This window comes from Cupriavidus sp. C1SS-2L, assembly GCF_057073735.1.
In genome coordinates this window covers 733,368-757,027 of the sequence record NZ_CP172709.1, presented here as the reverse complement: position 1 = coordinate 757,027, position 23,660 = coordinate 733,368, and the positions used below count along the sequence as shown (strand labels likewise).

Below are 23,660 nucleotides of genomic sequence, written 5' to 3'. Positions count from 1 at the left end.
AATTCGCTTTTGGTGCAGGACAGGATCCCCTATAGTCGGCCGCATCCGCAACATGCAGACGAGGCACCGAGACCTCGGAAGGAGACCGATGATTCGAACGAGCAGGCTTTCCGCCATCCTTCAGGCGGCTTTTGCTGGTGCAGCGATGATGGCCGCGACGTGCGCTACCGCCGCCACGTGGCCCGACCGGCCGCTCCGCCTCGTGGTGCCGTTCCCGGCCGGCGGGTCGTACGACATCGTCGGGCGCACGCTGGCGCGCAAGCTCGAGCAGCGCCTTGGCCAGCCCGTGGTGGTGGAGAACATTGCCGGCGGCGCCACGGTGCCGGGGGCGATGTCCGTGCTGAAAGAGAAGGCGGACGGCAACACGCTGCTGCTCGCGAGCGACGGCACGCTCAACATCAACCCGCATACGATCAAGGGCCTGCGTTACCGCCCCGACACCGATTTCACGCCCGTCACGATCGTCAGCACCGTGCCGCACTGGATCATTGCGCGGGCGGACCGCAAAGAGATGAACCTGTCCGAACTGACGGCCTATATCCGGAAGAACCCCGGCAAGGTATCCATCAGCATCAATACCGTGGCCGGCGCCGCGCACCTTGGGCTGGCGGACTGGAAGCGCCGCAACGGGCTCGACTTCACCATCGTGCCGTATCGCGGTTCGCCGCCGGCGATGTCGGACCTGATCGGCGGCCAGACCTACGCGCACGTCGACGTAATCGGCTCCTCCATCAGCTATGTGACCGAGGGCAAGGCCCGGCCGCTGGCCGCGCTGCAGGGCAAGCCCGTAGCGCAGTTCCCGAACCTGGAATTGCAGAAGCCGGACGACAAGGATGCGCTGCAGATCCGCGCCAACCTGGCACTCGTGGTCAAGGCCGGCACGCCCGCGGACACGATCGACCGCCTCTACAAGGAAGTGAAGGCCAGTGTCCAGGAGCCGGATTTCCAGGCACGGCTGCAGACGCTTGCCTACGAGTCCGTGCTGACGCCGCCCGCCGAGAGCAAGCGCTTCTTGCAGGGCGAGACGCTGCGCTATGGCGCCATCGCCCGCACTGTCGATCTCGAATCCAACTGACGCCTCGCCCGTACCGGAGTTTTTGTTATGCGTTTTGTCATTGCCCTGATGCGGCATGAAACCAATACCTTTTCGCCGATCCCCACGCCGCTGCGCGCATTCAACCGCGGCAGCACCACTGACGGTCCGCTGCGCGGCGAAGACGCGGTGCGGGCATGCCGCGGCACCAATAGCGCGGCGGCGGCTTTCATGGACCTGGTCGAGAAGCAGGGCGACGAGTTCGTGATGCCGCTGATGGCCAACGCCGTGCCGAGCGGCGTGGTCACAGCCGACGCATTCGAGTCGATGGCGGCCATCATCGTCGACGCCGTGCGTGACGGTTGCGATGGGGTCATGCTCGACCTGCACGGCGCGATGGTCGCCGAAGGCTTTCCCGATGCCGAAGGCGAGCTGCTAGCACGCATCCGGGCCGTCGCGCCGGACGTGCCTATCGCCGTCTCGCTCGATTTCCACGCGAACTTCAGTGCTGCGCTGATCGACAACGCCACGGTCATCGCGGGCTATTGCACCTATCCGCACGTGGACGTCTACGAGACCGGCGCGCGCGCGGCACGCACGCTGATGGCGGCGCTGCGCGGCGAGAGCAAGCCCGTCATGCTCTGGCGCACGCTGCCGATGCTCACGCACATGCTGCGCCAGACGCCGCGCGAGCAGCCGATGAAGGACATCATGGACCGCGCCATGGCCGCCGAGCGCGACGGCGAGGTGCTGAACGCGTCGGTGTTCGGCGGCTTCCCGCTGGCTGACATCCCGCATACCGGGCTGACTGTCGTAATCGTCGCCGATGCGGGGCATACCGATGCCGCGCGCCGATTGCTCGATGACCTGTGCCACATGGCCTGGGAACGCCGCGCCGATTTCGTGTTCCCGATCGAGCCGATGGAGGACTCGATCGCGCGAGCGCGCACGGCTGAAACCGGGCCGGTGATCCTGGTCGACCACGGCGACAACTGCGGCGCGGGCGGTCCGACCGACGAGATGACGGTGCTCGGCGAAGTGCTCCGGCAAGGGCTGGAGGGCGTGGTGGCGGGACCATTCTGGGACCCGGCCGCCGTGGCGAGGCTGATCGACGCTGGCGTCGGCAGCACCGTGACGCTCGGCGTCGGCGGCAAGACAGATATGCCGGCGCTGGGCCTGAAGGGCCGCCCATTGACGCTGACAGGACGCGTCCAGTGCATCACCGATGGCAACTACCAGGTGACCGGGCCGATGTTCACCGGCATGAAGCTGAGCCTCGGCCGCACCGTCGTGCTCGACGTGGAAGGCACGCTCGTGGTCATCTGCGAGAAGCCGCAGGAGCCGTTCGATACGGGCGTATTCACGCATGCCGGCATCGACCTGTCGCGCCGCAAGTACGTGCTGATCAAGTCGCGCCAGCATTTCCGCGCAGGGTTCGAGCCGATCGCCAAGGACATCGTGCTCGTTGCCGGCCCGGGTGTCTGCAGCTCGGATTACAGCCTGTTCCCATTCCGCAACCTGCGGCGCCCGATCTATCCGCTCGAAACCGACACCACGCTGCAGGCCGCCTGAGCGACTGCGCATTGCCCAAGGTTGCCGAAATGCCGTTCCGAATTGTTCTGAAGCGCCTGGCGGCCATACTGGGCCTGGCCCTCGGCGCCAGTGCCGTTCCCCACGCCGCCGTTGCGGCTGCCAGTGACACGCCCACGCGCATCGTGGTCGGCTTCGCCGCCGGTGGCGCGCTCGACATCTTCGCGCGCACGCTGGCGGAGAAGCTGCGCGTGTCGCTGAACACGCCGGTGGTGGTCGAGAATCGTCCCGGCGCATCGGCAAGGCTTGCGCTGGATACCGTCAGGCGCTCGGCCGCCGATGGCAAGACGATCCTGATCTCGCCTGCGCCGCCGTTTACGATCTTTCCGCTGACCTACAAGCAGCTTCCGTACGATCCCGACAAGGACCTTGTCCCCGTTGCCTATCTGGCCGACGTACCGCTGGTGGCGTCGACCAGCGTGAACCAGCCCTATCGCACCATGCGGGAATACCTGGCGTGGGTGAAGCGCGAACCGGCCAAGGGCGGCGTCGGGCTGGTCACGCTAGGCGGCACGATCCATTTCGGCGTGCTGACGCTGGGCAAGGAAATCGGCGTGCCGTTGTTGCCGACGGCTTACCGCGGCGCGGTGATGACGCTGACCGATGAGATCGGCGGCACGCTGCCGCTCGGCATCGACGCCGTCGCCGGGCAGATGGAGCTGTATCGCGCGGGCAAGATCCGCTTCCTCGGCGTTACGGGCACAAAGCGTACGTCGCTGCTTCCCGACGTGCCGACGCTCGCGGAATCCGGTGCGCCGGGCTTTGAATCGGCATCGGGCTGGTACTCGGCCTTCGTTGCTGCAGGCACGCCTGCGGAAACGGTGGGGCGAATTGAAAAGGCGATGCTCGAGGCGATCCGGACGCCAGACGTGCGCGACAAAATGGCCGCACTGGGCATGGAGATGAACGGGCAGTCCGGCGCGGCACTGCGCAAGATGATTCAAGCGCAGCGCGCGCAGTGGAAGCCCGTGGTGGAGGCGTCGGGGTTCACGGCGAGTGATTGAGGCCCGGCCGTCCCGGCTGGCGGACACTGTCCGAATACGCCGCCGGGGTCTCCCTACTGCGTACAATGCAGCCCATCGACTCCTGGGATGACCTCCGTGAAGAAAACCGACCTCGAAAAAAACAAGGGCCTGAAGATCAACAACAACATGAAGCAGGCAGGTGCCAACCGCGCCGGCAACGTGCCGAAGACGAAGGATCGGCAGGCTGCTGCGAAGACCGGGTTGCTCGGCAAGCTGCTGGGCAAGGCAGTCCCGCCCGAAAAGAGCGGTGACTGAAGCCATTTCAGCCCGAGGCGGCGTCTAGGCCACTGCGCCGCGTGCCGCCTGTGCCAGCGCCAGTGCGAGCCGTGCGCCGACTTCGGCGTTGTGCTTCACCAGCGCGATATTGGTGGCCAGGCTGCGGCCACCGGTGAGCGCCTTGATGCGCGCGAGCAGGAACGGTGTCACAGCCTTGCCGGTGATGCCTTGCGCCTGCGCTTCGTCAAGTGCCTGCTGCGTCAGCGCATCGATTTCCTCCGACGCCATGGCCGCCGCCTCTGGCACTGGCGTGCTCAGCAACACGCCACCGGCAAGTCCGAGATCCCATTTCGTGCGGATAAAGCGTGCCTGTTCCGCCGGATCGTCGAGCCGGTAGTCCGCGCGAAAACCGCTGTCGCGCTTGTAGAACGCAGCGAAGTTTTCTTGCTCGCAAGTGAGCACGGGGACGCCCTGCGTTTCCAGGTATTCCAGCGTCAGGCCGATGTCGAGAATGGACTTGGCGCCCGCGCACACCACCGCTACTGACGTTCGCGCAAGTTCCTGCAGGTCGGCGGAGATATCGAAAGTCTCCTGCGCGCCGCGGTGCACGCCGCCAATGCCGCCGGTCACGAAGACCTCGATGCCGGCCAGCGCCGCGCAGATCATCGTGCCCGCCACGGTAGTCGCACCAAGCTCGCCGCTGGTCAGCACCGCGGGCAGGTCGCGGCGGCTGACCTTGTGGGCCTTGCCCGAGCGGCCGAGCCGTTCGAGTTCATCGTCCGACAGGCCGACGCGGATGCGCCCGTCGATCAGCGCGATCGTCGCGGGCTCCGCGCCCAGCTCACGAATCAGTGCCTCTACCTCGTGCGCCGTCCGCACGTTTTCTGGGTAGGGCATGCCGTGCGCGATGATCGTCGATTCGAGTGCGACGAGCGGCCGACCCGCGGCACGCGCTGCGGCAACCGGTGCGCTGAAGGTCAGCCAGGATTGGGCGAGGTCGGTAGACAATTCGATGTTCCCGGTAGGCAAGATCGTTAGGTATTGCCGGAGCGACAGTTGCGCCCCGGCGTTCTCAGGCCTTACACCTCTTTGGTCATCCCCTTCAGATCGATCCACTGCGCAAACTGCTCCTCGGTTACATGACCCGAAGCAATCGCCGCCTCGCGCAGCGACAGGTTGCGCTTGACGGCCAGCTTGGCGATTTCCGCAGCCTTGTCGTAGCCGATATGCGGATTGAGCGCGGTTACCGGCATCAGCGAGCGTTCGAGCAGTTCGGCAATGCGCTCGCGGTCGGCTTCCACGCCTTCGACCATGTGTTCGGCGAAGCTCGATGCGGCATCCGCAAGCAGTGTCACCGACTGCAGCAGGCTGTAGACGATCACCGGCTTGTACGCATTGAGTTCGAGCGTGCCGAGCGCATTCGCCAGCGTGACCGTGGTGTGGTTGCCGATCACGCGGCAGCAGACCATGGCGAGCGCTTCCGCCTGCGTCGGATTGACCTTGCCCGGCATGATCGACGAACCCGGTTCGTTGGCCGGAAGCTGCAGTTCGGCAAAGCCGGCGCGCGGGCCCGAGCCCAGCAGCATGAAATCGCGCGCGATCTTCAGGAACGATGAGGCCGTCGTATTGAGGGCGCCGGACAGGTCGGCCAGCGCATCGTGGGCGGCCTGCAGCGCATAGCGGTTCGGTGCGGGCTCGAATGGCAGGCCGGTGTAGTCGGCCAGCGCGCGCGCGAATGCGGCGGCGAATCCCGGCGGCGCGTTCAGGCCGGTGCCCACCGCCGTGCCGCCCTGCGCGACAGGCATCGCGCGAAGCATGGCCTGCTGCAACCGCGATTGGGCATCGGCGACCTGCGTCATATAGCCAGAGAACTCCTGGCCGAGCGTCAGCGGCACGGCATCCTGCAGGTGCGTGCGGCCGACCTTGACGATGTCGGCGAACGCATCGACCTTGCGCGCGAACGTCTGCTGCAGCGTCTCGAGCGCGGGCAGCAGCTTCTGCTGGATCGCGCGCGTGGCGGCGATGTGCATGGCCGTCGGGAAGCTGTCGTTGGACGACTGGCTCGCGTTGACGTGGTCGTTCGGGTGCACGGGCTTCTTGCTGCCGACCTGCCCGCCAAGCAGCTGGATGGCGCGGTTGGCGATGACCTCGTTGAGGTTCATGTTGGTCTGCGTGCCAGAGCCGGTCTGCCACACCGAAAGCGGGAATTCATCGGGCCAGCGGCCTTCGATCACTTCGCTTGCTGCTTGCTCGATGGCGCCTGCCAATTCCTGTGGCAGCACGTCAAGCTCGCGGTTGGCGCGCGCGGCACACAGCTTGAGGATGGCAAACGCTTCAATCAGCGCCGGCGGCATCTTTTCATTGCCGATGCGGAAATTCTGGCGCGAGCGTTCGGTCTGCGCCCCCCACAAGTGGTCGGCGGGGACTGGCACATCGCCGAGACTGTCTTTTTCGATGCGGGTGGCGGAGGAAGACGGTGCGGACATTGACAAGCTCCTGGCTACGAGGGAGAGAGAGACGGACGCGGTGCATGGCCATCTGGCGGCCCGTCACGTGGCCGTCCTCTAGAATAGTGCTTCATTGTGACCGGCACTCACGCCATTCTTACGCCATTCCCCTGCCACCAGCATGCTTATCGCCCAGCTCAAGTCGTTCTTCATGGTGGCTCGCATCGGCAGCGTGACGCAGGCCGCCAAGCGGCTGGGCTTGTCGCAGCCGACCATCACCGCGCAGATCCGCGCGCTCGAAGAGGCCTATGGCGTCGAGCTGTTCCACCGCGGCGGCAGGCGTCTGGCGCTGTCCGATGCGGGGCTGACGCTGCTGCCCAAGGTCGAGACGCTGGTCCAGCAGGAAACGGAAATCGATTTCTTCCTGCGCCATTCGGGCGACCTGCGCACGGGCAGCCTGCGCATCGGCGCCACCGCGCCGTACTATGTGCTGGACCTCATCCGCCGCTTCAGCGCACGCTATCCGGCCATCGACGTCACGGTCGAGATGGGCAACTCGCAGGAAATGCTCAATGCCCTGCAGGAGTACCGCGTGGACGTGGCCATGTCGTCCAATTTCGTGGATGACCCGCGCCTGTCGCGGCTGCTGCTGGGCGTGGATCCGCTCGTGCTGGTCGTGCATCGCACCCATCCTTTGGCCGGGCGAACCGAAATCACCGCCGCCGCACTCGCTGGGTGCCGGCTGCTGATGCGGGAAGCGGGATCCACCACGCGCATCGCGACCGAGCAGATGCTGGCCGAGGCCAATGTCGTGCCTGGTTCCCAGATGGAAATCGGCAGCCGCGAGTCGATTCGCGAGGCCGTGGTGCGCAATCTCGGCGTGTCGGTGATCGCGCTGCATGAAGTGCCGAGCCACGCGGACCTGCGCGTGCTGCACTTCACGGGCGGATCGCCGCAATTGCACGAGTACATGTACTGCCTGCGCGAACGTCGGCAGGCCCGGCTCATCGATGCGTTTGTCTCGCTTGCGGAGCCAGCCGGGAAGAGAACCGAGGATTAGCGCGCAGCAGGTGTGAGGAAAGCGGCACCCGCCACGCGCACTATTGGCTCGGTCAGGCCGTCATCTTCAGGCAGGCTTCCATGCAGGCCGCGCAAGCACGGGCGCATTCCTGGCAATGCTCGGCGTCGTGCCGTTCGCACTCTTCCTTGCACCACTTGCAGACTTCGGCGCAGTCTTCGCAGACCAACGGGGCAAACTCGCTGTTGCGCAGCATGTAGGACGCGGCGAGCTGCGCAATGCCGGCGACGTCCATGTCCAGCGCGATGCAGCGCGCCATCTTGCGCACGTCGGGCTCTTCCAGGCATGCCGCGGCGCACTTGAGCGCGGCGGCGGCGCAGGCATTGCAGGCGGCAATGCAGTCGGCGTAGCGGGCGGCGTTTTCCTGCACGGTGGGTCGGATCATGGGAGCGTCCTCCTTGGGGGATCGGTGACGGCATGCGGTAAGAGACAACACAGAGACGGCGCGCGCGGTGACCGGAACGGATGCCGCAGGCAACCGTTATCCACAATAGCAGGCGCAAACGGGTCCTGCCGGGACGGGTATGCTGCACAGCAGTGATCTACAATGCGACCTGTGCCTCCGAACATGTCGCGGGAGCCCGCAGGGCAGCGGCACTTGCCGCCCCCCGCCATGCTCTAATCGGAAAGGCGGCATTCCACACCAAGGCAGGAAAGGAAGGACATCATGGGCGAGGCAAAACGAAGGGGTACGCCCCAGGAGCGGGCCGAAGCGGCACGCGCGAAGAAAGAGGCCCTGCGCCCGGCGCAACTGGTCTGCGGCCACTGCAAGACGGCCTTCCAGGAATTCGATGAGCTCGACGTGCCCGGCTTGCCCGGCATCGACGCCGTCTTTGGCGGGCAGTGTCCGGCATGCGGCAACGACGTGGTCGTCTTCAAGGGCGAACCGAACTCGGTGGCCGAGGCGATGATTGCGTGGCAGAAGATGCTGGGCGCCGACGCGCAACTCGGCTACCAGTCCAGCGACGGACGCCATGTGCCGTATGAGCCCGGCAGTGACGCCGGTGAGGATGCTGGCGACGCGGGTGGCTCGGGCGGCACACCGCGCGGCACGGTTCACTGAGCGCTGTCTGCGGTAATCAGTTCCGGGGGGCCGATCTCGTAGCGGCCCCGTCCCGCGCCCTTGGCGCGGTAGAGCAGCACATCGGCCAGGCGCATCAGTTCGCGCTCCTGCATCGGGCCGCCATCGTACAGCGCCACGCCGATGCTCACGTCGATATCGGCGAACATGCCTTCGAAGTGAAAGCGCTGGCCCACCGCGCACAGGATGTCGGTAGCCACGCTGCGCGCCGCGGCCGCATGGCCAACGCTCTCGAGGATCACCGCGAATTCGTCGCCGCCGAGCCGCGCCACCGCATCCTGCTTGCGCACGCAGCCTAGCACGCGCTTGGCGAAGGCTTGCAGCAGCAGGTCGCCGGCCGCATGGCCATGGATGTCGTTGACCGCCTTGAAGCGGTCCATGTCCAGGTACAGCAGCGCCATCATGCCGCCGCTTTCGCGGCATCGCGCCATGGCATCCTGCAGGCGGCTTTCGAACGCGCTGCGGTTCAGTAGCTGCGTCAGGTGGTCCGTGCTGGAAATATGCGATAGCCGCATGGTTTCGAGCTTGCGTGGCGTAATGTCCTGCACGTGGATATGCACGCCGACCACCTCGCTGCCATCCGCGCTCCATTCGGGCCGGTAGCTGGTTTCCATGCAGTGGTACTCGGGTTCGTTTTCCTCGGACTCGAAGGTCACCACGGCGCCGGCCAGTGCGCGCTGCAGGAAAGGCTGGGCCCTGGCATAGCGCGTTTCGCCCAATACCTCGCGCACGGTCTTGCCGCGCAATTCCTCCAGCGTCAGGCCGAAGGTGTGCTCGTACGCAATGTTGTTGAACACATAGCGCTCGTCCGTGTCGATGAAGGCCAGCAGCGACGGCAGCGTGTCGGTCACCGCGCGCAGGCGCCGCTCGCTGCGGTCCAGTTCCTGGCGGCGTTCGCGCACGTCGCGCATCAGGCGGGTGAAGGCGCGCGCAAGGTCGCCGATCTCGTCGCGGTGCTGCCGCTCGGGCAGCCGCTCGAACGCGGACAGGTCGGACGCGCTGTCCCTGACCACTTCATGCAGCCGCGTCAGCGGCGCCAGCAGAAGGCGCACGGCCAGCCAGATGGACGCGGCCACCAGCAGCAGCGCCAGCCCCGCCAGGATCAGGAAGCGTTGCTGCATGCGGTGCAGCGGCGCGTAGGCCTCGTGCGCGGGCAGCAGCGCCACCAGTTCCCAGCCCGTCGTGGACATCAGGTAGCGCGAGACTACGGGGCGCGTGGGTGTCAGGAATTCCAACGTGGCGGCGCGATCGTCCTGGCCACAGGTGTCGCCGATCGCGCGGGCTGGCTGGCGCGCCTGGGTCGGGTCGGGATGCTGTATGTAGACGGGGCGGCTGCCCGCGGAGACCAGGCAGTAGAAGCCCGTGGTGCCCAACCGGTTGTGCAGCACCTCGACCAGGAAGTTCGAACGAGCCAGGTCGAGCCAGCCGCCGACCAGGCCGGCAAAGCGTCCCTGCGCGGACAGGACCGGCACGGCGACGATCACGCCGAGGCGGTCGTTGGTGCGCGCGCGGATCGGCGGGCTGATCACGGGGGCGAGCGTGCGTGCGGCTTCGCGGAAATAGGTGCGGTCGCCCACCTCGGTGACCATCCCGCTGTCGCCGAGCGCCGTGCCGCGCGCGTCAACGACCATCAGTGAATTGAACGCACCGGGGACCGGAATGGCGCGTCGTACCTGCGCCAGCGCCTGCGCCATTGCCGCGGGGGCCTGCGCGCCGCGCGCCGTGCCAAACAGGCCGCCAAGCTGCGCGGCCTGCTGCCTCAGCAGCATGATGCGGTCTTCCATGGCAGTGTCGAGCTGGTCCGCGGACAGCTTGACGATGGAGTCCTGCTCGTCCTGCAGCACGTCTTGCAGGTCGCGGTGCGCGGCGAACAGCGACGTCAGCACGATGCCGGTGCCGAACACCGCGGCCAGGACCGTGGTGATCAACGCGATACGCGCTTTCAGCGAAGGCAAGAAGACAGGCATGCGGGGGCGATGTTCGGAATTCGGCTTGCCGCGCGGGGGCCAGGGTCCGGGCAGGCGATGCGCACGGCGGAACGCCTGCGGCACTACCCTACCATACCCGGCACGATCCCCGCAGGTGGGCAATGTGTGGGGGTTGACAATGCGGTGCGAGGGGAATTTCCCCGACAGCCTGTGCCCTCGCTGTGTGGAAACGCTCCAATGCGGGGCTGTGCTTTGCGGCGCGCCAAGGTATAGTGCCCGTTGCCTGCCAGGCGCGGGTGCGCGCCGTGCGGCGATCCCACGAATGCCCTCCGCCATGAAACTGCGTTTGCCGACGTCCGCCGTGCCCGCCTTGCTCGCGCTGCTCGTTGCCGCGGGCGGTACGCTATTGACGGTTGCTGCATGGCGGCAGGTGGCGCAACCCGAGCAGCGCCTGGCGCAGCAGCGCTTCGACGCGCTGCTGACCGACGCCACAGTCGCGCTGCGCGCGCGGCTGCAGGAGAACGACCAGCTCCTGCGCGGCGTGGCGGGCCTCATGACGGCCAATCCGGCGACATCGCGAACCCAGTGGCGCAACTACCTGTATGCGGCCCAACTCGACGAACTGCCGCCCGGCACGCAGTCCGTCGGCTATGCCCCCGTGGTGCGGCGCGACGGGGTTGCCCGCCTGGCTGTCGCCGCGCGCCGCGACGGCCTGTCCGACTACGCGATCCATCCCACGGGCGCGCGCGATCTCTATGCCCCGGTCTTCTATATCGAGCCGTTGGCTGGGCGCAACGCCCGTGTGCTGGGCTTCGACATGCTGTCCGACCCGGCGCGCCGCGCCGCCCTGGAGGCCGCGCGCGACAGCGGCGAGCCGCGTGCCACGAGCGCGCTGGAACTGCTGCGTGAAGCCGAGTCATCGACGCACCAGCTTGGCGCGCTGGTGTTCGTGCCCATTTACGGCAGCGGTGAGGCGCTGAGCAGCGTCGAGCAGCGGCGCGCGGCGGTTGTCGGCTACGTCTATGCGTCGCTGCGCCTGGGCGACCTGATGCGCAGCGTGGCGGGACGCGGCGCCGGCGAGCTGGTGCTGTCGCTTCACGAGGGCTCCGGCAGCGTACGCGGCAGCAAGGTGTCGGGCGACCTCACCGATGGCGAGCGGCGCGACGACGGCGCTACGCCGATGCTGGCCGGCGAGCGCCATTTCGACTATGGCGGACGCGGTTGGACCCTGCATGCGTCGACCCGGCCGGCGTTCGAAGCGGCCCACGGCGGCGATCGCGCCCGCATGGCCGCCGCCGCCGGGGCGCTGGCCACGTTCCTGATGGTGCTGCTGACCTTTGCGCTCGCACGCCGGGGCCAGGCGGCGCGGCGGGACGCGGCGGCGGCCGATAGCCGGCGGGACGCCGACCATGCGATGCTGCAGGCTTGCATGGCGCTGGCCCCTGACGGCTTTCTCGTGACCGATGCCGACGGCAAGGTGCTCAGCGCGAGCCCGCGCGCAATGCAGCTCTTCGGCGCCGGCATCGACGGCCTGCAGGGCAGGGCGCTGGCCGACCTGGTTCCAGGCGTGGCCGGCATCGCCATGGCGTCCGTCGCGCCGTCTGCCCAGGCATCGGCACAGCGCGAACTCCAGGGCGTGCGTGTGGACGGCAGCCGTTTCCCGTTGCGGGCCGGCATGGCGCGCCTGCCCGGCGCCAACGCCGGCGAGCCTGCCCGCTCGCTCTGGATCCTGACCGACCTCGACGAACTGTGGCACGCGCGCCAGCAGGCCGCCGTACAGGCCGGGCGCTATGCGAGCCTGGCCGACCACGCGCCGATGTGCGTCATCACCTTCGATGAAGACGGCTGCATCACCGATATCAATCGCACCGGCCAGCACATGCTCTGGTATCCCGGCCCGGCGCAGGGCGCAGGCATACGCTATGCCGATTTGCACGTGGCAGACGAACTGGCCGAGCGTGCGCGCGACCTGACGCGCGAGCTTGGCGAGACCATCGCGCCGGGGCTGCCCGCGCTGGTGGCCAAGGCCCGCCTCGGGCTGGTCGACGAACGTGAATGGACGTGGGTGCGCAAGGGCGGCTCGCGCGTGCCGGTGCAGGTCACGCTGCGCGAACTGCCTGCCGAAGACGGCCAGCCGCGCCAGTACCAGGCCATTGCGTGCGACCTGACCGAGCGCCACCGCGTGGATGAATACATTCGCCACCTGGCGCTGCACGATGCGCTGACCGGGCTGCCCAATCGCGCCGAGCTGACCGAGCGCTGCGAAGCCGTGCTGCTGCACGCGCGGCGCCACGGCGAGCGCGTGGCCCTGCTGCTGCTCGACCTTGATCATTTCAAGCACATCAACGATTCGCTCGGCCACCCGGTCGGCGATGACGTGCTGCGCACCATTGCCGACCGGCTCAAGGCCGCGGTGCGCCAGGGCGACCTGGTCGCGCGCATGGGCGGCGACGAGTTCGCGGTCGTGCTGGGCGGCCTGCGCCATGACACCGAGGCGGAGCTGGCGGCCTCAAAAATTCTCGCGCGGGTGTCCGAAGCGCTGGAGATCGGCGGGCAGCGCCTGCGCGTGACGCCATCGCTGGGCATTGCGATGTTCCCGGCCGACGGCGAATCGCTGACCGACCTGCTCAAGTCGGCCGATGCCGCGCTGTATGCCGCCAAGCAGGGCGGCCGCGCGCAGCTGCGCCGCTTTGCCAGCGAGATGGCCGAAGCCTCGCTCGCGCGCCTGACGATTGAAGGGCTGCTGCGCCGCGCGGTCGACGAACAGGAATTCACGCTGCGCTACCAGCCCATCGTCGATACGAGCACGCTGGCCGTGACCGGCGTCGAGGCGCTCATGGCCTGGCATACGCCTGAACGCGGCATGATGCAGCCGTCCGAGTTCATTCCCATTGCCGAGCAATGCGGCCTGATCGGCGCGCTCGGCGAATGGGCGCTGGCCACGGCCTGCAGCGACATCCAGGCCTTGCGCACGGCGCTCGGCCGCGACATCGAGGTGGCCGTGAACATTTCCCCGCTGCAGCTGCGCCAGCCGGGATTCCCCGACCTCGTTGCACGCACCTTGCAGCAGGCAGGCCTGCCGCCGGGCAGCCTGACCATCGAAGTGACGGAAGGCATCCTTGTCGAAGGGGGCGAGACCACGATCGACACCTTCCTGCGGCTGCGCGAACTGGGCGTGCAGCTGTCGATCGACGACTTCGGCACAGGCTATTCGGGCCTGCACTATCTCACGCGCCTGCCGATCAGCCGGTTGAAGATCGACAAGTCCTTCGTTGATGACGTGGCCACGCCCGGACACGACCAGGTGGTCGCGGCGGCGATCATCGCGCTGGGCCACCAGCTCCACCTCAAGGTCGTGGCCGAAGGCGTGGAAACCATGGCGCAGTTCGAGTTCCTGCGCGCCCAGGGCTGCGATGCGCTGCAGGGCTACCTGTTCTGCCGCGCGGTCGGCCCCGACACGCTGCGCGAGGTGCTCGACAGCGGCTTCGAGCGCATGCTGCCCGCCGACGCCTGGTCCGAGACCGGTGCGAGCGCCGAAACCGGTACTGACCGCGACCCCGCCTGAGCCGCATCCTCCGAAGCCAAAAAACGGCCGATAGCCCCATCGGATAAGTTTGCCGTTCTGCCACACGCCTGGCATATCGCCTGCCTAAGCTGGCGTCCGTTTCAATGGATTGGCGGAGATGGCGTGATGCAGGCAGGCAAGCCCGGGGAGGGCCGGGTGTTCCTGGCGGTGGATGAGGTCAGCAAGCGCTTTGGCGCATTTGCGGCGCTGGACGGCGTTTCGCTGTCGGTCGGACAAGGGGAGTTGCTGTGCCTGCTGGGGCCTTCGGGCTGCGGCAAGAGCACGCTGCTGCGCATCATTGCCGGGCTTGAGCGCCAGGACGCGGGCCGTATTCACGCGGGTGGCCGCGACCTGACCCGGTTGCCGCCGCAGGCGCGTGACTACGGCATCCTGTTCCAGTCGTACGCGCTGTTTCCGAGCCTGACCGTCGCCGCCAATGTGGCGTACGGCCTGCACGGCCGCGGTATGGGCCGCGCCCGCCGTGATGCCCGGGTCGCCGAAATGCTCGACCTGATCGGCCTGCCCGGCAGCGAGCACAAGTTCCCCGGCCAGCTTTCCGGTGGCCAGCAGCAGCGCGTCGCATTGGCCCGCGCGCTGGCGCCGGCACCGTCGTTGCTGCTGCTTGACGAGCCGATGTCCGCACTCGACGCGCGCGTGCGCGAACACCTGCGCACCGAACTGCGCCAGCTCCAGCGCCGCCTGAACATCACCACGGTGATGGTCACCCATGACCAGGAAGAGGCGATGGCCATGGCCGACCACATCGCCGTGATGGACGGCGGGCGCATCGTCCAGTCAGGCACCCCCGTGCAGATCTACGAGCAGCCGGCCTCGGCGTTTGTCGCCAATTTTGTCGGACAGGCCAACTGGCTGCACGGCCGGCGCGGCGCCCCGGGGCGCTTCGTGGTCGGGGGCGGCAGCCTTGCCGTGGACCTCGAAGTGGCATTGCCCAATGGCATGCCCGAATCCGGACGCCTGTGCTGCCGCCCCGAGGCCGTGCGCCTGCACGCCGCCGACGGCGAAGCGAACCGGCTGCTGGCCCGCGTGGTCGACCATACGTTCCTGGGCAGCCGCTACCGCGTGGCGCTGGAAGCCGAACGCCTGCCGGGCACGATCCTGTTTGCCGACGTGCCGCGCGCGCAACGCCACCTCCTGCCCGACGCGGGCGCGCAGAAGTTCTGGATTTCGCTGCCGGCGGCGGCCCTGCGGGTGTTCGCATGAACCGGGTCGCTCAAGAGACTACCGGCCTCGCTGCCGCGCCCGTGGCTGACCACGCCTCCGTGCCGCAGCGCGCCACCGGAGCGGGGCTCGCCCATCGCGCGCCTGCCGCCATGAAATGGCTGTGGCTGCTGGGCGGGGCCATTGCGCTGCTGTTGCCGCTGGTGGCGCTGTTCCGCCAGGCATGGTTCGACGGTGCCGGGCAGTGGGCGCTTGGCACCCGGCTGGCGGAACTGTTCGCCAATCCCAATTTCCTGCCACTGCTGGGCCGCAGCGTGGCGGTGTCGCTGGCGACTGTGGCGGTGGTGGTGCCGCTCGCCTTCGGTTTCGCCTATGCGCTGCAGCGTTCGCGCATCGCCGTGCGTCCGCTGTGGCGCGGCATTGCGCTGCTGCCGCTGTTTGCGCCGTCGCTGTTGCCGGCCATCGCGCTGGTCTATCTGTTCGGCAACCAGGGCATCTTCAGGCAGGTCTTCGGCGCAGGCGGCATCTATGGCTTCTGGGGCATCTTGCTCGGCGAGGCCTTCTACACCTTTCCGCATGCGTTGATGGTGCTGGTCGCCACGCTGTCGCTGGCCGATGCGCGCCTTTACGAGGCCGCGCGTGCCATGGGCGCGAGCCCGTGGCGCACCTTCTGCACCGTGACGCTGCCCGGCGCGCGCCAGGGTTTGTTCGCGGCGGCTTGCCTGGTGGTGACGCTGGTGATCACGGATTTCGGCGTGCCCAAGGTCGTCGGCGGCGGCTACCCGGTCCTGGCGCTCGAGGCCTACAAGGCCGTGGTCGGCCAGCAGAAGTTCGACACGGGCGCGCTGATCGGCATGTTGCTGCTGCTGCCGGCGCTGCTGACCTTTGGCGTCGACATGGCCATGCAGCGCCGCCAGCGCGCGCAGATGAGCAGCCGCGCGCAGGTCTATATGCCCAGGCCCGACCGCGTGCGCGATGCCATTTGCCTGCTCATGGTAGCCGCCGTCAGCGCGGCGCTGCTGACCGTGCTGGCGACGGCAGTGGGCGCGTCGCTGGTGAAGCTGTGGCCGTACAACCTGCAGCTCACGCTCGGCCACTATGACTTCGACAATATGGATGGCGGCGGCTGGCTGGCTTATCGCAACAGCCTGAAGCTGTCGCTGATGACCGCCATCGCTGGTGCCGCGATCATCTTCCTCGGCGCGTGGCTGACCGAGCGCACGCGCGGCCCGGCGTGGCTGCACGCGGTGCTGCGAGGCGGCTTCCTGCTGCCGATGGCGGTGCCCGGCCTCGTGCTCGGCCTCGGCTACGTGTTCTTCTTCAATGCCCCGGACAATCCGCTGCATGGGCTGTACGGCACCATGGCCTTGCTGGTGCTCTGCAATGTGACGCACTTCTACACGACCGGCCACCTGACCGCGGCGGCCGCGCTGCGCCAGCTCGACACGGAATTCGAAGCCGCAGCGCTGTCACTCGGCGTGGCGCCGCTGGTGACGTGCTGGCGCGTGACCGTGCCGATCTGCCTGCCGGCCATCCTCGACATCTTCCGCTACCTGTTCGTGTCGTCGATGACCACGGTCTCGGCGGTGATCTTCCTGTACAGCTCCGACACCGTGCTGGCCGCAATCTCCGTGCTGAACATGGACGACGCGGGCGACACCGCGCCCGCCGCTGCCATGTCGACGCTGATCCTGCTGACCGCCATCGTCGCCGCGCTGCTGCTGCACGCCGCCTCCGCCGGCTGGCTGCGCCGCACACAGGCCTGGCGCCGGCCGGCTTGAACCAATCGCGTACCCAAGGCTTACCCAAAGGAGAAACCATGTCCCGCATCACCCGCACCGCCACCGCACTGGCAGCGTTCGCGCTGCTGGCCGCCGCCCAGGCTCACGCCAACACCGTGCTGACGGTCTACACGGCGCTCGAAGCCGACCAGATCGCCGCCTACAAGGCCGCGTTCGAGAAGGTGAACCCCGATATCGAGATCAAGTGGGTACGTGACTCCACTGGCATCGTCACGGCCAAGCTGCTGGCCGAAAAGGCCGCGCCGCGCGCCGACGCCGTGTGGGGTCTCGCTGGCTCGAGCCTTGCCATCCTCGACAAGGAAGGCATGCTGCAGCCGTACGCGCCGAAGAACATCGCCGCGATCGACGCGCAGTACCGCAGCGCGGCCAATCCGCCGGCATGGGTCGGCATGGATGTGTGGGGTGCGGCAATCTGCTTCAACACCGTCGAAGCGCAGAAGCAGGGCCTGCCCAAGCCGAGCTCGTGGGCGGACCTGACCAAGCCGGTGTACGCGGGCAAGATCGTGATGCCGCATCCGGCGTCGTCGGGCACCGGCTTCCTGGATGTGAGCGCGTGGCTGCAGATGATGGGCGACAAGAAGGGCTGGGACTACATGGACGCCCTGCACAAGAACATCGGCCTGTACACGCATTCCGGCTCCAAGCCGTGCAAGATGGCCGCTCAGGGTGAATTCCCGATCGGCATCGCGTTTGAATATCGTGCGATGAAGTCGAAGAAGGAAGGCGCGCCGATCGATATCGTGCTGCCGAGCGAAGGCCTGGGCTGGGATATCGAGGCCACGGCGATTATCAAGGGCACGAAGAATCTCGAGGCTGCGCGCAAGCTGGCTGACTTCTCGGCCTCTCGTGAGGCCATGGGCTTGTATGAGAAGAACTTCGCGGTGCTGGCGGTACCTGGGATTGCCAAGCCGGATGCCTTGCTGCCGGCCGATTATGAGAAGCGCTTGATCAAGAATGATTTTGTGTGGGCGAGCGCGAATCGTGACCGCATCCTGACGGAATGGAGCAAGCGGTATGAAGGGAAGGCGGAGAAAAAGTAAGGGGCGTTGAAGATGGGGCTGGCCGGGGGTCATCGCTCTCGGCCGGTGAAACAAGGCGGCGGCCAGGAGCCATCACCCGCGCAATCCGGCAAGAACCACAAAACGCGCCGGAGATATCCCGCTAAGTCCGATCAGAGCAGATCTTCCAAGCGATTATGCTGCCACCGGATATCTTCTGGACTGAGCACAATATAACCAAGCGATTTCAGCAGCCTGAGCGCCTCCAGTTCGGCATCGAGGTACACCGGACGTTCCCGCCCCGGAGCATGCTGCCCGACCAGCAGCTGCGATCCGCTTGCATACACATACGGAACATCGTCAGCTGAAGGCTGCCGGGCGGAGAGAATACGGCAATGACCCAGGTTGGGCTTCCAGCTGATGTCCACGGCAGCGCTGGACCTTGTGGTGCAAAGCCGCAAGCGCTTCAGTGCCTTGATCCAGTTGACGAAGCTGTCGCGATCGGAGGGCTGATAACCCTTTAGCAAACACGCGAGCGCATCCTGCGCGATAGCGGTCCCCGCCGCACGATCATCGTCGAGCACGGAGATTTCCAGCGCCGCGCGCTGGCATCCGTCCTGATCATAGATTTGGCATTCGCAGTCGATCGCACCCTGCTGCAGCAGCTCGCATAACAGGGCCCAGGCTCTCGGATTCTTTGCGAGCCTGCCTTCGAGGGTGGGATCTACCTGAGCCAGCAGTTCCGGCATCGGGCGATGCTCATTCGACAGGACGGCCAATGCAAAAGCCATCGCGTTCTCCGACGGCTTGTCACCGCGCGCCAGCCTTTGGGTGGCGACTTCCTTGAGTTCGCTGATTTCCGCGGCGGTTTCTGCGGCATGCCGCCACGCATAGGCTTCGAGGTTCTCCGACAGCTTGCGTGCGGGCCTCGCCAGCTGCAGAGCCAGCGTCTGGACGACGCTTTTGCAAACCGCGCAGTTGCATTCCAGCCGCCCCGCATGCAGGAATCCCGCATAGAGCCGCTCCTGATGTCCGCAGTGGGGACATTCGATGGCAAAGCCGCCCTGTCGCGCCGGCCTCTGGGTCGCGAGCAAGCCGTCGACCTGGTAGTGTGCCCGTCCATCGCAACACGGGCACATCCACTGCAGCTTGTGCGCACCATCACGCGGCGCGACTGCGCGCTCGAATTGTCTTTCTATCGAACTGCGTGGAATGCCTTGGGAGCGCCCGAGCACATCGGCAGAGTAGTGCCAATAGCAATACGAGTGAGCAAGGGCGGCGACTTCGGTATCGAGGTCTTGAAGGGCCGGGAGCAAATTGACGTTGCCGCGGATCTCGTCCGCCAGCGCATCGATCAGCGCTACGCCACCGGGCATGGCCGTGTCCAGCGCCGCGCGGCTCTGCTCGCGGAAATCGGCCACGTGAATCCGGCGGATGAAATCTTCGTTCTCGAGCCAGAACAAATGCCCCGGAAGGGCTTCCAGCGCCTCGACACCCGCCCGGATTTCCGACATGCCCGGACAGGCAAGAAATGTGAACGGCTTGCTGAACAGGAAAGTATCTGCCATGGGTCACCGGATTATCCTGCCCACGAGCATGCATCGCCCGTGTGCGATAGTCACTACCCCTTGACTGCACTAACGCCCATTGAGCGCGCCGCGTCTCTATGCGCGGGTGCGCGGCACTCCGTTGCGGGAGTGTTTCGTCTTCTTCTTTTGCCACATCGCGTCGCGAGCACTTTGTGCCTGCCGCATGGACAGCATAGGCGACGCTAGCGTGTCCCTGCAATGTCGTCGTACACGGCTCCGTGCCCTTCGAGTGGCACTTCAGGGACCGGATCGTTCTTCCATGTCCGGTCTGTCGGCTCCGTAGCCCGCAGAAACAGGTACGCGCCGGGTGCCGGCGGAAGCAAGAAGAAAATCGTGGAAGACCTGGCGCAAGCTGGTCTCAGGCCGGCCCGGTCACAGACTCGCTACCTACGGCATCGGGCGCGTGCAAGCGCCGATACAGATCGTCAATCCGCTCCCGGCTGGCCCGCAATTCTTCGCGTCCCTGCTCCGTGAGCAGATAGACTCGCCCGATCCCATCCCGGAGCACGGACTGCAGATACCCCTCCATCTGCAACGCGCGCAGCAGAGGCCGCACCGTGCCGATATCGACCTGGAAGCCGTATTCCATCAACATTTCTGCAAGCATGGCCACGGTCGCGGGGACTTCCATGGCGAACTGCAGGACGTAAACGCGGGCGAGCAAGCCCAGGAACTGTCGTTTCATGTGGCAGGCAACGCGGAACGGGGAAAGCTGGTTGACGCAAGTTGCGCAATGTGAAGCATGCGCCTGACACGGAGGTCACAACAACTGGGGTGGCATGCCGGAACTGATAGCTTGCGCCTCGTTTCGGCAAAAAAGAAGCCGCCAGAGTCTGGCGGCTTGTCGGGAATGCGTCGGAGGGGTCAATTAACTCTGGCGCAGACCAGATTTTAGTTTGATCGAAGTGGCGTTGTCACGCGCTTGACGTATATCCCCCTCTACCGTGGGGTGTCGCTGTAAGGCTTTCGGAAGGTCGTGTTGCGTGCAACTGTCCTGATTGTGGGATTGGCGCCTTAAATCGCAAGAAAATCGTACTTTTGTGATGATTTATTCGCATTTTCGAAGGCGCAAATCAGGGCCTGCTGCCGTCATGGAGACGTCCGAAAACAGCTTGCGGCTTGGCCTCGTGCTGGCGTCTAATCCGCCCATGCCGATGGCAAGTCACCAAATCATGAAACCTGCCGATCTCGTCCGCCTGTTATCGCTGGCCGCCCTCTGGGGCGCCAGTTTCCTGTTTCTCCGTATCGGGGCCCCTATCCTCGGGCCATTCCCGACCGCCTTCGTGCGCGTCCTGATCGGTGCGGTCACACTGGCCGCCTGCCTGCCGGTGCTGGGCCTGCGTTGGGAAATGCGCGGCAAATGGCCGGCCGTCCTGATGCTCGGCGTGGTGAACTCCGGGATTCCGTTCGTGATGTATGCCGTCGCGGCGCTCTGGCTGCCGGCCGGATATTCCGCAGTGTTCAATGCCATGACGCCGCTGATGGGCGTGCTGATCGGCGCGCTGTTCTTTGCCGAGCGGCTGACGCGAGCCAAGGCAGCGGGTGTGTTGCTGGGCATTGCCGGTGTGGCGGTACTCACGCGCACCGGTCCGGTGGCGTTTTCCGTGCATGTGATGCTTGGGGCGCTGGCCTGCCTGGTGGCCACAGCATGCTATGGGCTGGCTGGGTTCCTGACGCGCCGGTGGATCACCGAGCGGGGCGGGCTGGACAGCCGCCTCGTCGCTGCCGGCAGCCTGATCGGGGCAACGCTGTTCCTGCTGCCGTTCAGCGTCGGCGCGCTGGCACAGCACAACACGCTGCCCGATGCGGGCGCCGGGGTCTGGGCGGCCATGCTGGGCCTCGGCGTGGTATGCACCGCGCTGGCTTACATCCTCTATTACAGGCTGATTGCCGACCTCGGCCCGGTGCGTTCGCTGACGGTCACGTTCCTGATCCCGCCGTTCGGCATGGTCTGGGGCGCGCTGTTCCTGCACGAATCGCTGTCGTGGGCGCACCTGGCGGGTGGCGCGCTGATCGGTGCCGCAGTGTGGCTGGTGTTGCGGCCGTCCAGGCCGCTGGCACAGCCCGAACCCGCGCGTGGCTGACCTTCAGGCACCGGTCACTACGTTGTAGCGCTCACGTACCAGCGTTACCACGCGGCGCGCCTGGCGTAGGTTGCGCACGGCATCGGCCTCGGAGCGCTCGGGGAAATCGACTTCGGCGCTCCAGTTGCAGCCGGTGTGGTCCGGCTGGTGCACGCACAGCGCACGTAGCTGGCAGTCCTGGCAGCCCGGCTCCTGGCGCAGGCACAGGTTGAGCAAACGCTTCAGTTCGGACAGAGGCTTGGTCAGTCGGTCCATGATCGGCTCCTGCTAAGGCGCGCCGTGCATGTCAGCCGGCCGGTTGTTCGGCCCGGCATGCCGGGCAGATGCCATACAGCACCAGCATGTGCTCACGCAGCGCGAAATCGTTGTCGGCAGCCACCTGGCGCTGGCGCTGCTCAATGCGTTCGTCCCGGAATTCCTCGACGCGCCCGCAGTTCACGCAGATCAGATGGTCGTGATGGCCGCCCTCGTTGAGCTCGAACACGGCATGATCCGACTCGAAGCTGTGGCGCAGCACGATCTCGGCCTGCACGAGCTGGTTGAGCACGCGGTACACGGTCGACAGCCCGGCGTCGTCGTCCTGCGTGAGCAGGATGCGATAAACGTCTTCGGCGCTCAGATGGCGCCGGTCGCTGGTGCGGAACACCTCCAGGATGCGCATGCGCGGCGACGTCGCCTTGAGACCAGCGCGCTTCAGGTGGGCAGGATCGGACATCACAGTTGGCATGGCATGTGGCTACAGGCGCCATCCAGAAATGGCGTCGCGAAAATCGCTGGAAATCAGGCTGGAAGACGTCCGGAACGCCCTTGCGGTGCGTCCCGGACGTGGCGCCGTGCCGGAACAGCTGGGCGGCGCGCGGAATAAAAAGGCGGCTTGGCTTGTCGATGGATGACGCGGTCGGGAAAGCGGGGTCTGGTTGCTTTCCCGACCATCCGGCGACTGGCTACTGCCAAACGCTCCGCGTTACGGAGCGGTCCCCACAAAAGTCGGTAACGGGATGCCGCCTGCTGGCGACGATCCGAAATACTTTCCGGCAGGCACGCTGCTCACGCCGCGTACCGCGACGGTGCCAGGCTAGCCGGATTGTCTGTATCGCGTTGTTGCTGCGTCAGACAGTGATGATATAGTAAATGGGAATCGATCTCATTACAAGTGAGTTTTGGGTTTTTTCGCGAGGACGGGGATCCTCATGTGTTGGGTCAGCCGGCCCTGCCAGACAGCGCTTCCACCCATCTTCCCGGCGTCACCCCGAAAGCGCCTTTGAACTGCCGCGTCATATGGCTCTGATCGGCGAATCCCGCCTCGATCGCGGCGGCGCTCAGCGAGGCGCCTTCCATCAGCAGACCCCGCACCCGGGCGAGCTGGCATTGCGTACGGAAGCGCCCCGGGCTGGTGCCGAACAGCACGCGGAACTGTCGCGCGATAGTCCAGCGATCGAGGCCCGCGGCCCGCTCCAGCGTTTCCATGTCGAGTTCGCGCTGGCTGTCGCCGATGATCAGCTCGCGCACGTGCATCAGCGCCGGGAGCGCCAGCGCGCGGGAGCGTTCATCGGATGGGTGCCCGGCGGCGTCGAGCAGCAATTGCGTGACCGACGCCACGATATCCACGCCGCTCAGCGCGTCGACGGCATCGTCAAGGTTCCATACGCCGGTGGCGAGGCACTCCGCGATCCGCGCCGTCCCGACCACCGGATCCGGCACGAAAGGCAGCGCGCGTCCGCCCAGCGCCTGCTGCACCAGCGCCGGATCGACATAGACGATCCGGTAGCCGAAGCCCTCGGGCGTACCGGCTCGGCCATCGTGCAGTTCGTCAGGATGCAGGATATGGCATTCCCCGGGCAGGCAGTGGCGGGTTTCGCCGCGATAGCGGAATGTCTGCACGCCGCTCAGCGTGATGCCAATGGCGTAGGTGGCGTGGCGGTGCGGGGCGAACGCGTGATCATGGAACTGCGCCTCGGCACGCTCGATGCCCGCTGCACCGGGCCCGAACCGCATGCGGTTTCGCAGGGGCGCACCGCTGTCGCCTGCACAATCGTTCAAGACAG

20 protein-coding genes are annotated in these 23,660 nt (G+C 66.5%); 11 read left to right on the top strand and 9 right to left on the bottom strand.

Annotated features, from left to right (window positions below; translation table 11 throughout):
• Window positions 1–88: 88 nt before the first annotated feature.
• From ACIGJG_RS21205 to ACIGJG_RS21190, 4 genes are all read left to right on the top strand, one after another.
• Complete coding sequence (locus ACIGJG_RS21205; protein WP_220630630.1) at window positions 89–1,075, top strand: Bug family tripartite tricarboxylate transporter substrate binding protein; 987 nt, start codon at window positions 89–91, stop codon at window positions 1,073–1,075.
• Between the two features lie 27 nt (window positions 1,076–1,102).
• Window positions 1,103–2,605 carry a M81 family metallopeptidase gene (locus ACIGJG_RS21200; protein ID WP_220630629.1) on the top strand — a complete coding sequence of 501 codons (1,503 nt, stop codon included), beginning with the start codon at window positions 1,103–1,105 and terminating at the stop codon, window positions 2,603–2,605.
• 29 nt (window positions 2,606–2,634) lie between these two features.
• Window positions 2,635–3,627, top strand: a complete 993-nt coding sequence (locus tag ACIGJG_RS21195) for a tripartite tricarboxylate transporter substrate-binding protein (RefSeq protein ID WP_483673878.1) — start codon at window positions 2,635–2,637, stop codon at window positions 3,625–3,627.
• Window positions 3,628–3,714: 87 nt separating this feature from the next.
• Window positions 3,715–3,903, top strand: a complete 189-nt coding sequence (locus tag ACIGJG_RS21190; RefSeq protein ID WP_011301623.1) for a hypothetical protein — start codon at window positions 3,715–3,717, stop codon at window positions 3,901–3,903.
• Window positions 3,904–3,927: 24 nt separating this feature from the next.
• Here ACIGJG_RS21190 and ACIGJG_RS21185 read toward each other — a convergent pair whose 3' ends face one another.
• Window positions 3,928–4,872 (bottom strand): pseudouridine-5'-phosphate glycosidase, encoded by a 945-nt coding sequence (locus ACIGJG_RS21185; RefSeq protein ID WP_483673877.1) that lies wholly within the window; start codon window positions 4,870–4,872, stop codon window positions 3,928–3,930.
• Window positions 4,873–4,943: 71 nt separating this feature from the next.
• A complete protein-coding gene (gene fumC / locus ACIGJG_RS21180) occupies window positions 4,944–6,350 on the bottom strand; it encodes a class II fumarate hydratase (protein WP_011301625.1) in 1,407 nt (468 codons plus the stop codon).
• A gap of 142 nt (window positions 6,351–6,492) precedes the next feature.
• On the opposite strand from fumC, the gene ACIGJG_RS21175 reads away from it, so the two are divergent.
• Window positions 6,493–7,371, top strand: a complete 879-nt coding sequence (locus ACIGJG_RS21175; protein ID WP_483673875.1) for a LysR family transcriptional regulator — start codon at window positions 6,493–6,495, stop codon at window positions 7,369–7,371.
• A gap of 52 nt (window positions 7,372–7,423) precedes the next feature.
• Here ACIGJG_RS21175 and ACIGJG_RS21170 read toward each other — a convergent pair whose 3' ends face one another.
• The gene (locus tag ACIGJG_RS21170) at window positions 7,424–7,774 is read right to left on the bottom strand and encodes a four-helix bundle copper-binding protein (protein WP_011301627.1); all 351 of its coding nucleotides are present in this window, start codon (window positions 7,772–7,774) and stop codon (window positions 7,424–7,426) included.
• 282 nt (window positions 7,775–8,056) lie between these two features.
• On the opposite strand from ACIGJG_RS21170, the gene ACIGJG_RS21165 reads away from it, so the two are divergent.
• Window positions 8,057–8,452: a hypothetical protein gene (locus ACIGJG_RS21165; RefSeq protein ID WP_011301628.1), complete on the top strand. Its 396-nt coding sequence runs from the start codon at window positions 8,057–8,059 to the stop codon at window positions 8,450–8,452.
• Here the strand turns inward: ACIGJG_RS21165 and ACIGJG_RS21160 are convergent.
• On the bottom strand, window positions 8,446–10,437 hold the full coding sequence (locus ACIGJG_RS21160; protein ID WP_011301629.1) for a sensor domain-containing diguanylate cyclase: 1,992 nt from the start codon (window positions 10,435–10,437) through the stop codon (window positions 8,446–8,448). The two genes, ACIGJG_RS21165 and ACIGJG_RS21160, sit on opposite strands and share 7 nt — an antisense overlap.
• A gap of 295 nt (window positions 10,438–10,732) precedes the next feature.
• Here ACIGJG_RS21160 and ACIGJG_RS21155 point away from each other — a divergent pair, with 295 nt between their 5' ends.
• The 4 genes from ACIGJG_RS21155 to ACIGJG_RS21140 all read left to right on the top strand — a co-directional run bounded on the left by ACIGJG_RS21155 (window position 10,733) and on the right by ACIGJG_RS21140 (window position 17,984).
• Complete coding sequence (locus ACIGJG_RS21155; protein ID WP_483673873.1) at window positions 10,733–13,963, top strand: bifunctional diguanylate cyclase/phosphodiesterase; 3,231 nt, start codon at window positions 10,733–10,735, stop codon at window positions 13,961–13,963.
• 126 nt (window positions 13,964–14,089) lie between these two features.
• A complete protein-coding gene (locus tag ACIGJG_RS21150; protein ID WP_140950417.1) occupies window positions 14,090–15,184 on the top strand; it encodes a putative 2-aminoethylphosphonate ABC transporter ATP-binding protein in 1,095 nt (364 codons plus the stop codon).
• Complete coding sequence (locus tag ACIGJG_RS21145; protein ID WP_483673872.1) at window positions 15,181–16,923, top strand: putative 2-aminoethylphosphonate ABC transporter permease subunit; 1,743 nt, start codon at window positions 15,181–15,183, stop codon at window positions 16,921–16,923. The genes ACIGJG_RS21150 and ACIGJG_RS21145 overlap by 4 nt, the downstream gene beginning before the upstream one ends.
• Window positions 16,924–16,961: 38 nt before the next feature.
• On the top strand, window positions 16,962–17,984 hold the full coding sequence (locus ACIGJG_RS21140; protein ID WP_483673871.1) for a putative 2-aminoethylphosphonate ABC transporter substrate-binding protein: 1,023 nt from the start codon (window positions 16,962–16,964) through the stop codon (window positions 17,982–17,984).
• Window positions 17,985–18,115: 131 nt separating this feature from the next.
• Here ACIGJG_RS21140 and ACIGJG_RS21135 read toward each other — a convergent pair whose 3' ends face one another.
• Together ACIGJG_RS21135 and ACIGJG_RS21130 are read right to left on the bottom strand one after the other, a co-directional pair.
• Window positions 18,116–19,510, bottom strand: coding sequence for a hypothetical protein (locus tag ACIGJG_RS21135; protein ID WP_483673869.1), 1,395 nt, complete (start codon window positions 19,508–19,510; stop codon window positions 18,116–18,118).
• Between the two features lie 379 nt (window positions 19,511–19,889).
• Entirely contained in the window at window positions 19,890–20,216 is a 327-nt protein-coding gene (locus tag ACIGJG_RS21130) for a PadR family transcriptional regulator (protein WP_224006608.1), read from the bottom strand.
• Window positions 20,217–20,703: 487 nt separating this feature from the next.
• Here ACIGJG_RS21130 and ACIGJG_RS21125 point away from each other — a divergent pair, with 487 nt between their 5' ends.
• Entirely contained in the window at window positions 20,704–21,615 is a 912-nt protein-coding gene (locus ACIGJG_RS21125) for a DMT family transporter (RefSeq protein WP_220630623.1), read from the top strand.
• Window positions 21,616–21,618: 3 nt separating this feature from the next.
• Here ACIGJG_RS21125 and ACIGJG_RS21120 read toward each other — a convergent pair whose 3' ends face one another.
• The 3 genes from ACIGJG_RS21120 to ACIGJG_RS21110 all read right to left on the bottom strand — a co-directional run bounded on the left by ACIGJG_RS21120 (window position 21,619) and on the right by ACIGJG_RS21110 (window position 23,655).
• A complete protein-coding gene (locus ACIGJG_RS21120; RefSeq protein ID WP_011301637.1) occupies window positions 21,619–21,870 on the bottom strand; it encodes a hypothetical protein in 252 nt (83 codons plus the stop codon).
• A 31-nt stretch (window positions 21,871–21,901) separates the two neighbouring features.
• Complete coding sequence (gene fur, locus ACIGJG_RS21115; protein ID WP_425332979.1) at window positions 21,902–22,330, bottom strand: ferric iron uptake transcriptional regulator; 429 nt, start codon at window positions 22,328–22,330, stop codon at window positions 21,902–21,904.
• Between the two features lie 485 nt (window positions 22,331–22,815).
• Window positions 22,816–23,655, bottom strand: a complete 840-nt coding sequence (locus tag ACIGJG_RS21110) for an AraC family transcriptional regulator (RefSeq protein ID WP_041680337.1) — start codon at window positions 23,653–23,655, stop codon at window positions 22,816–22,818.
• Between the last annotated feature and the right edge of the window lie 5 nt (window positions 23,656–23,660).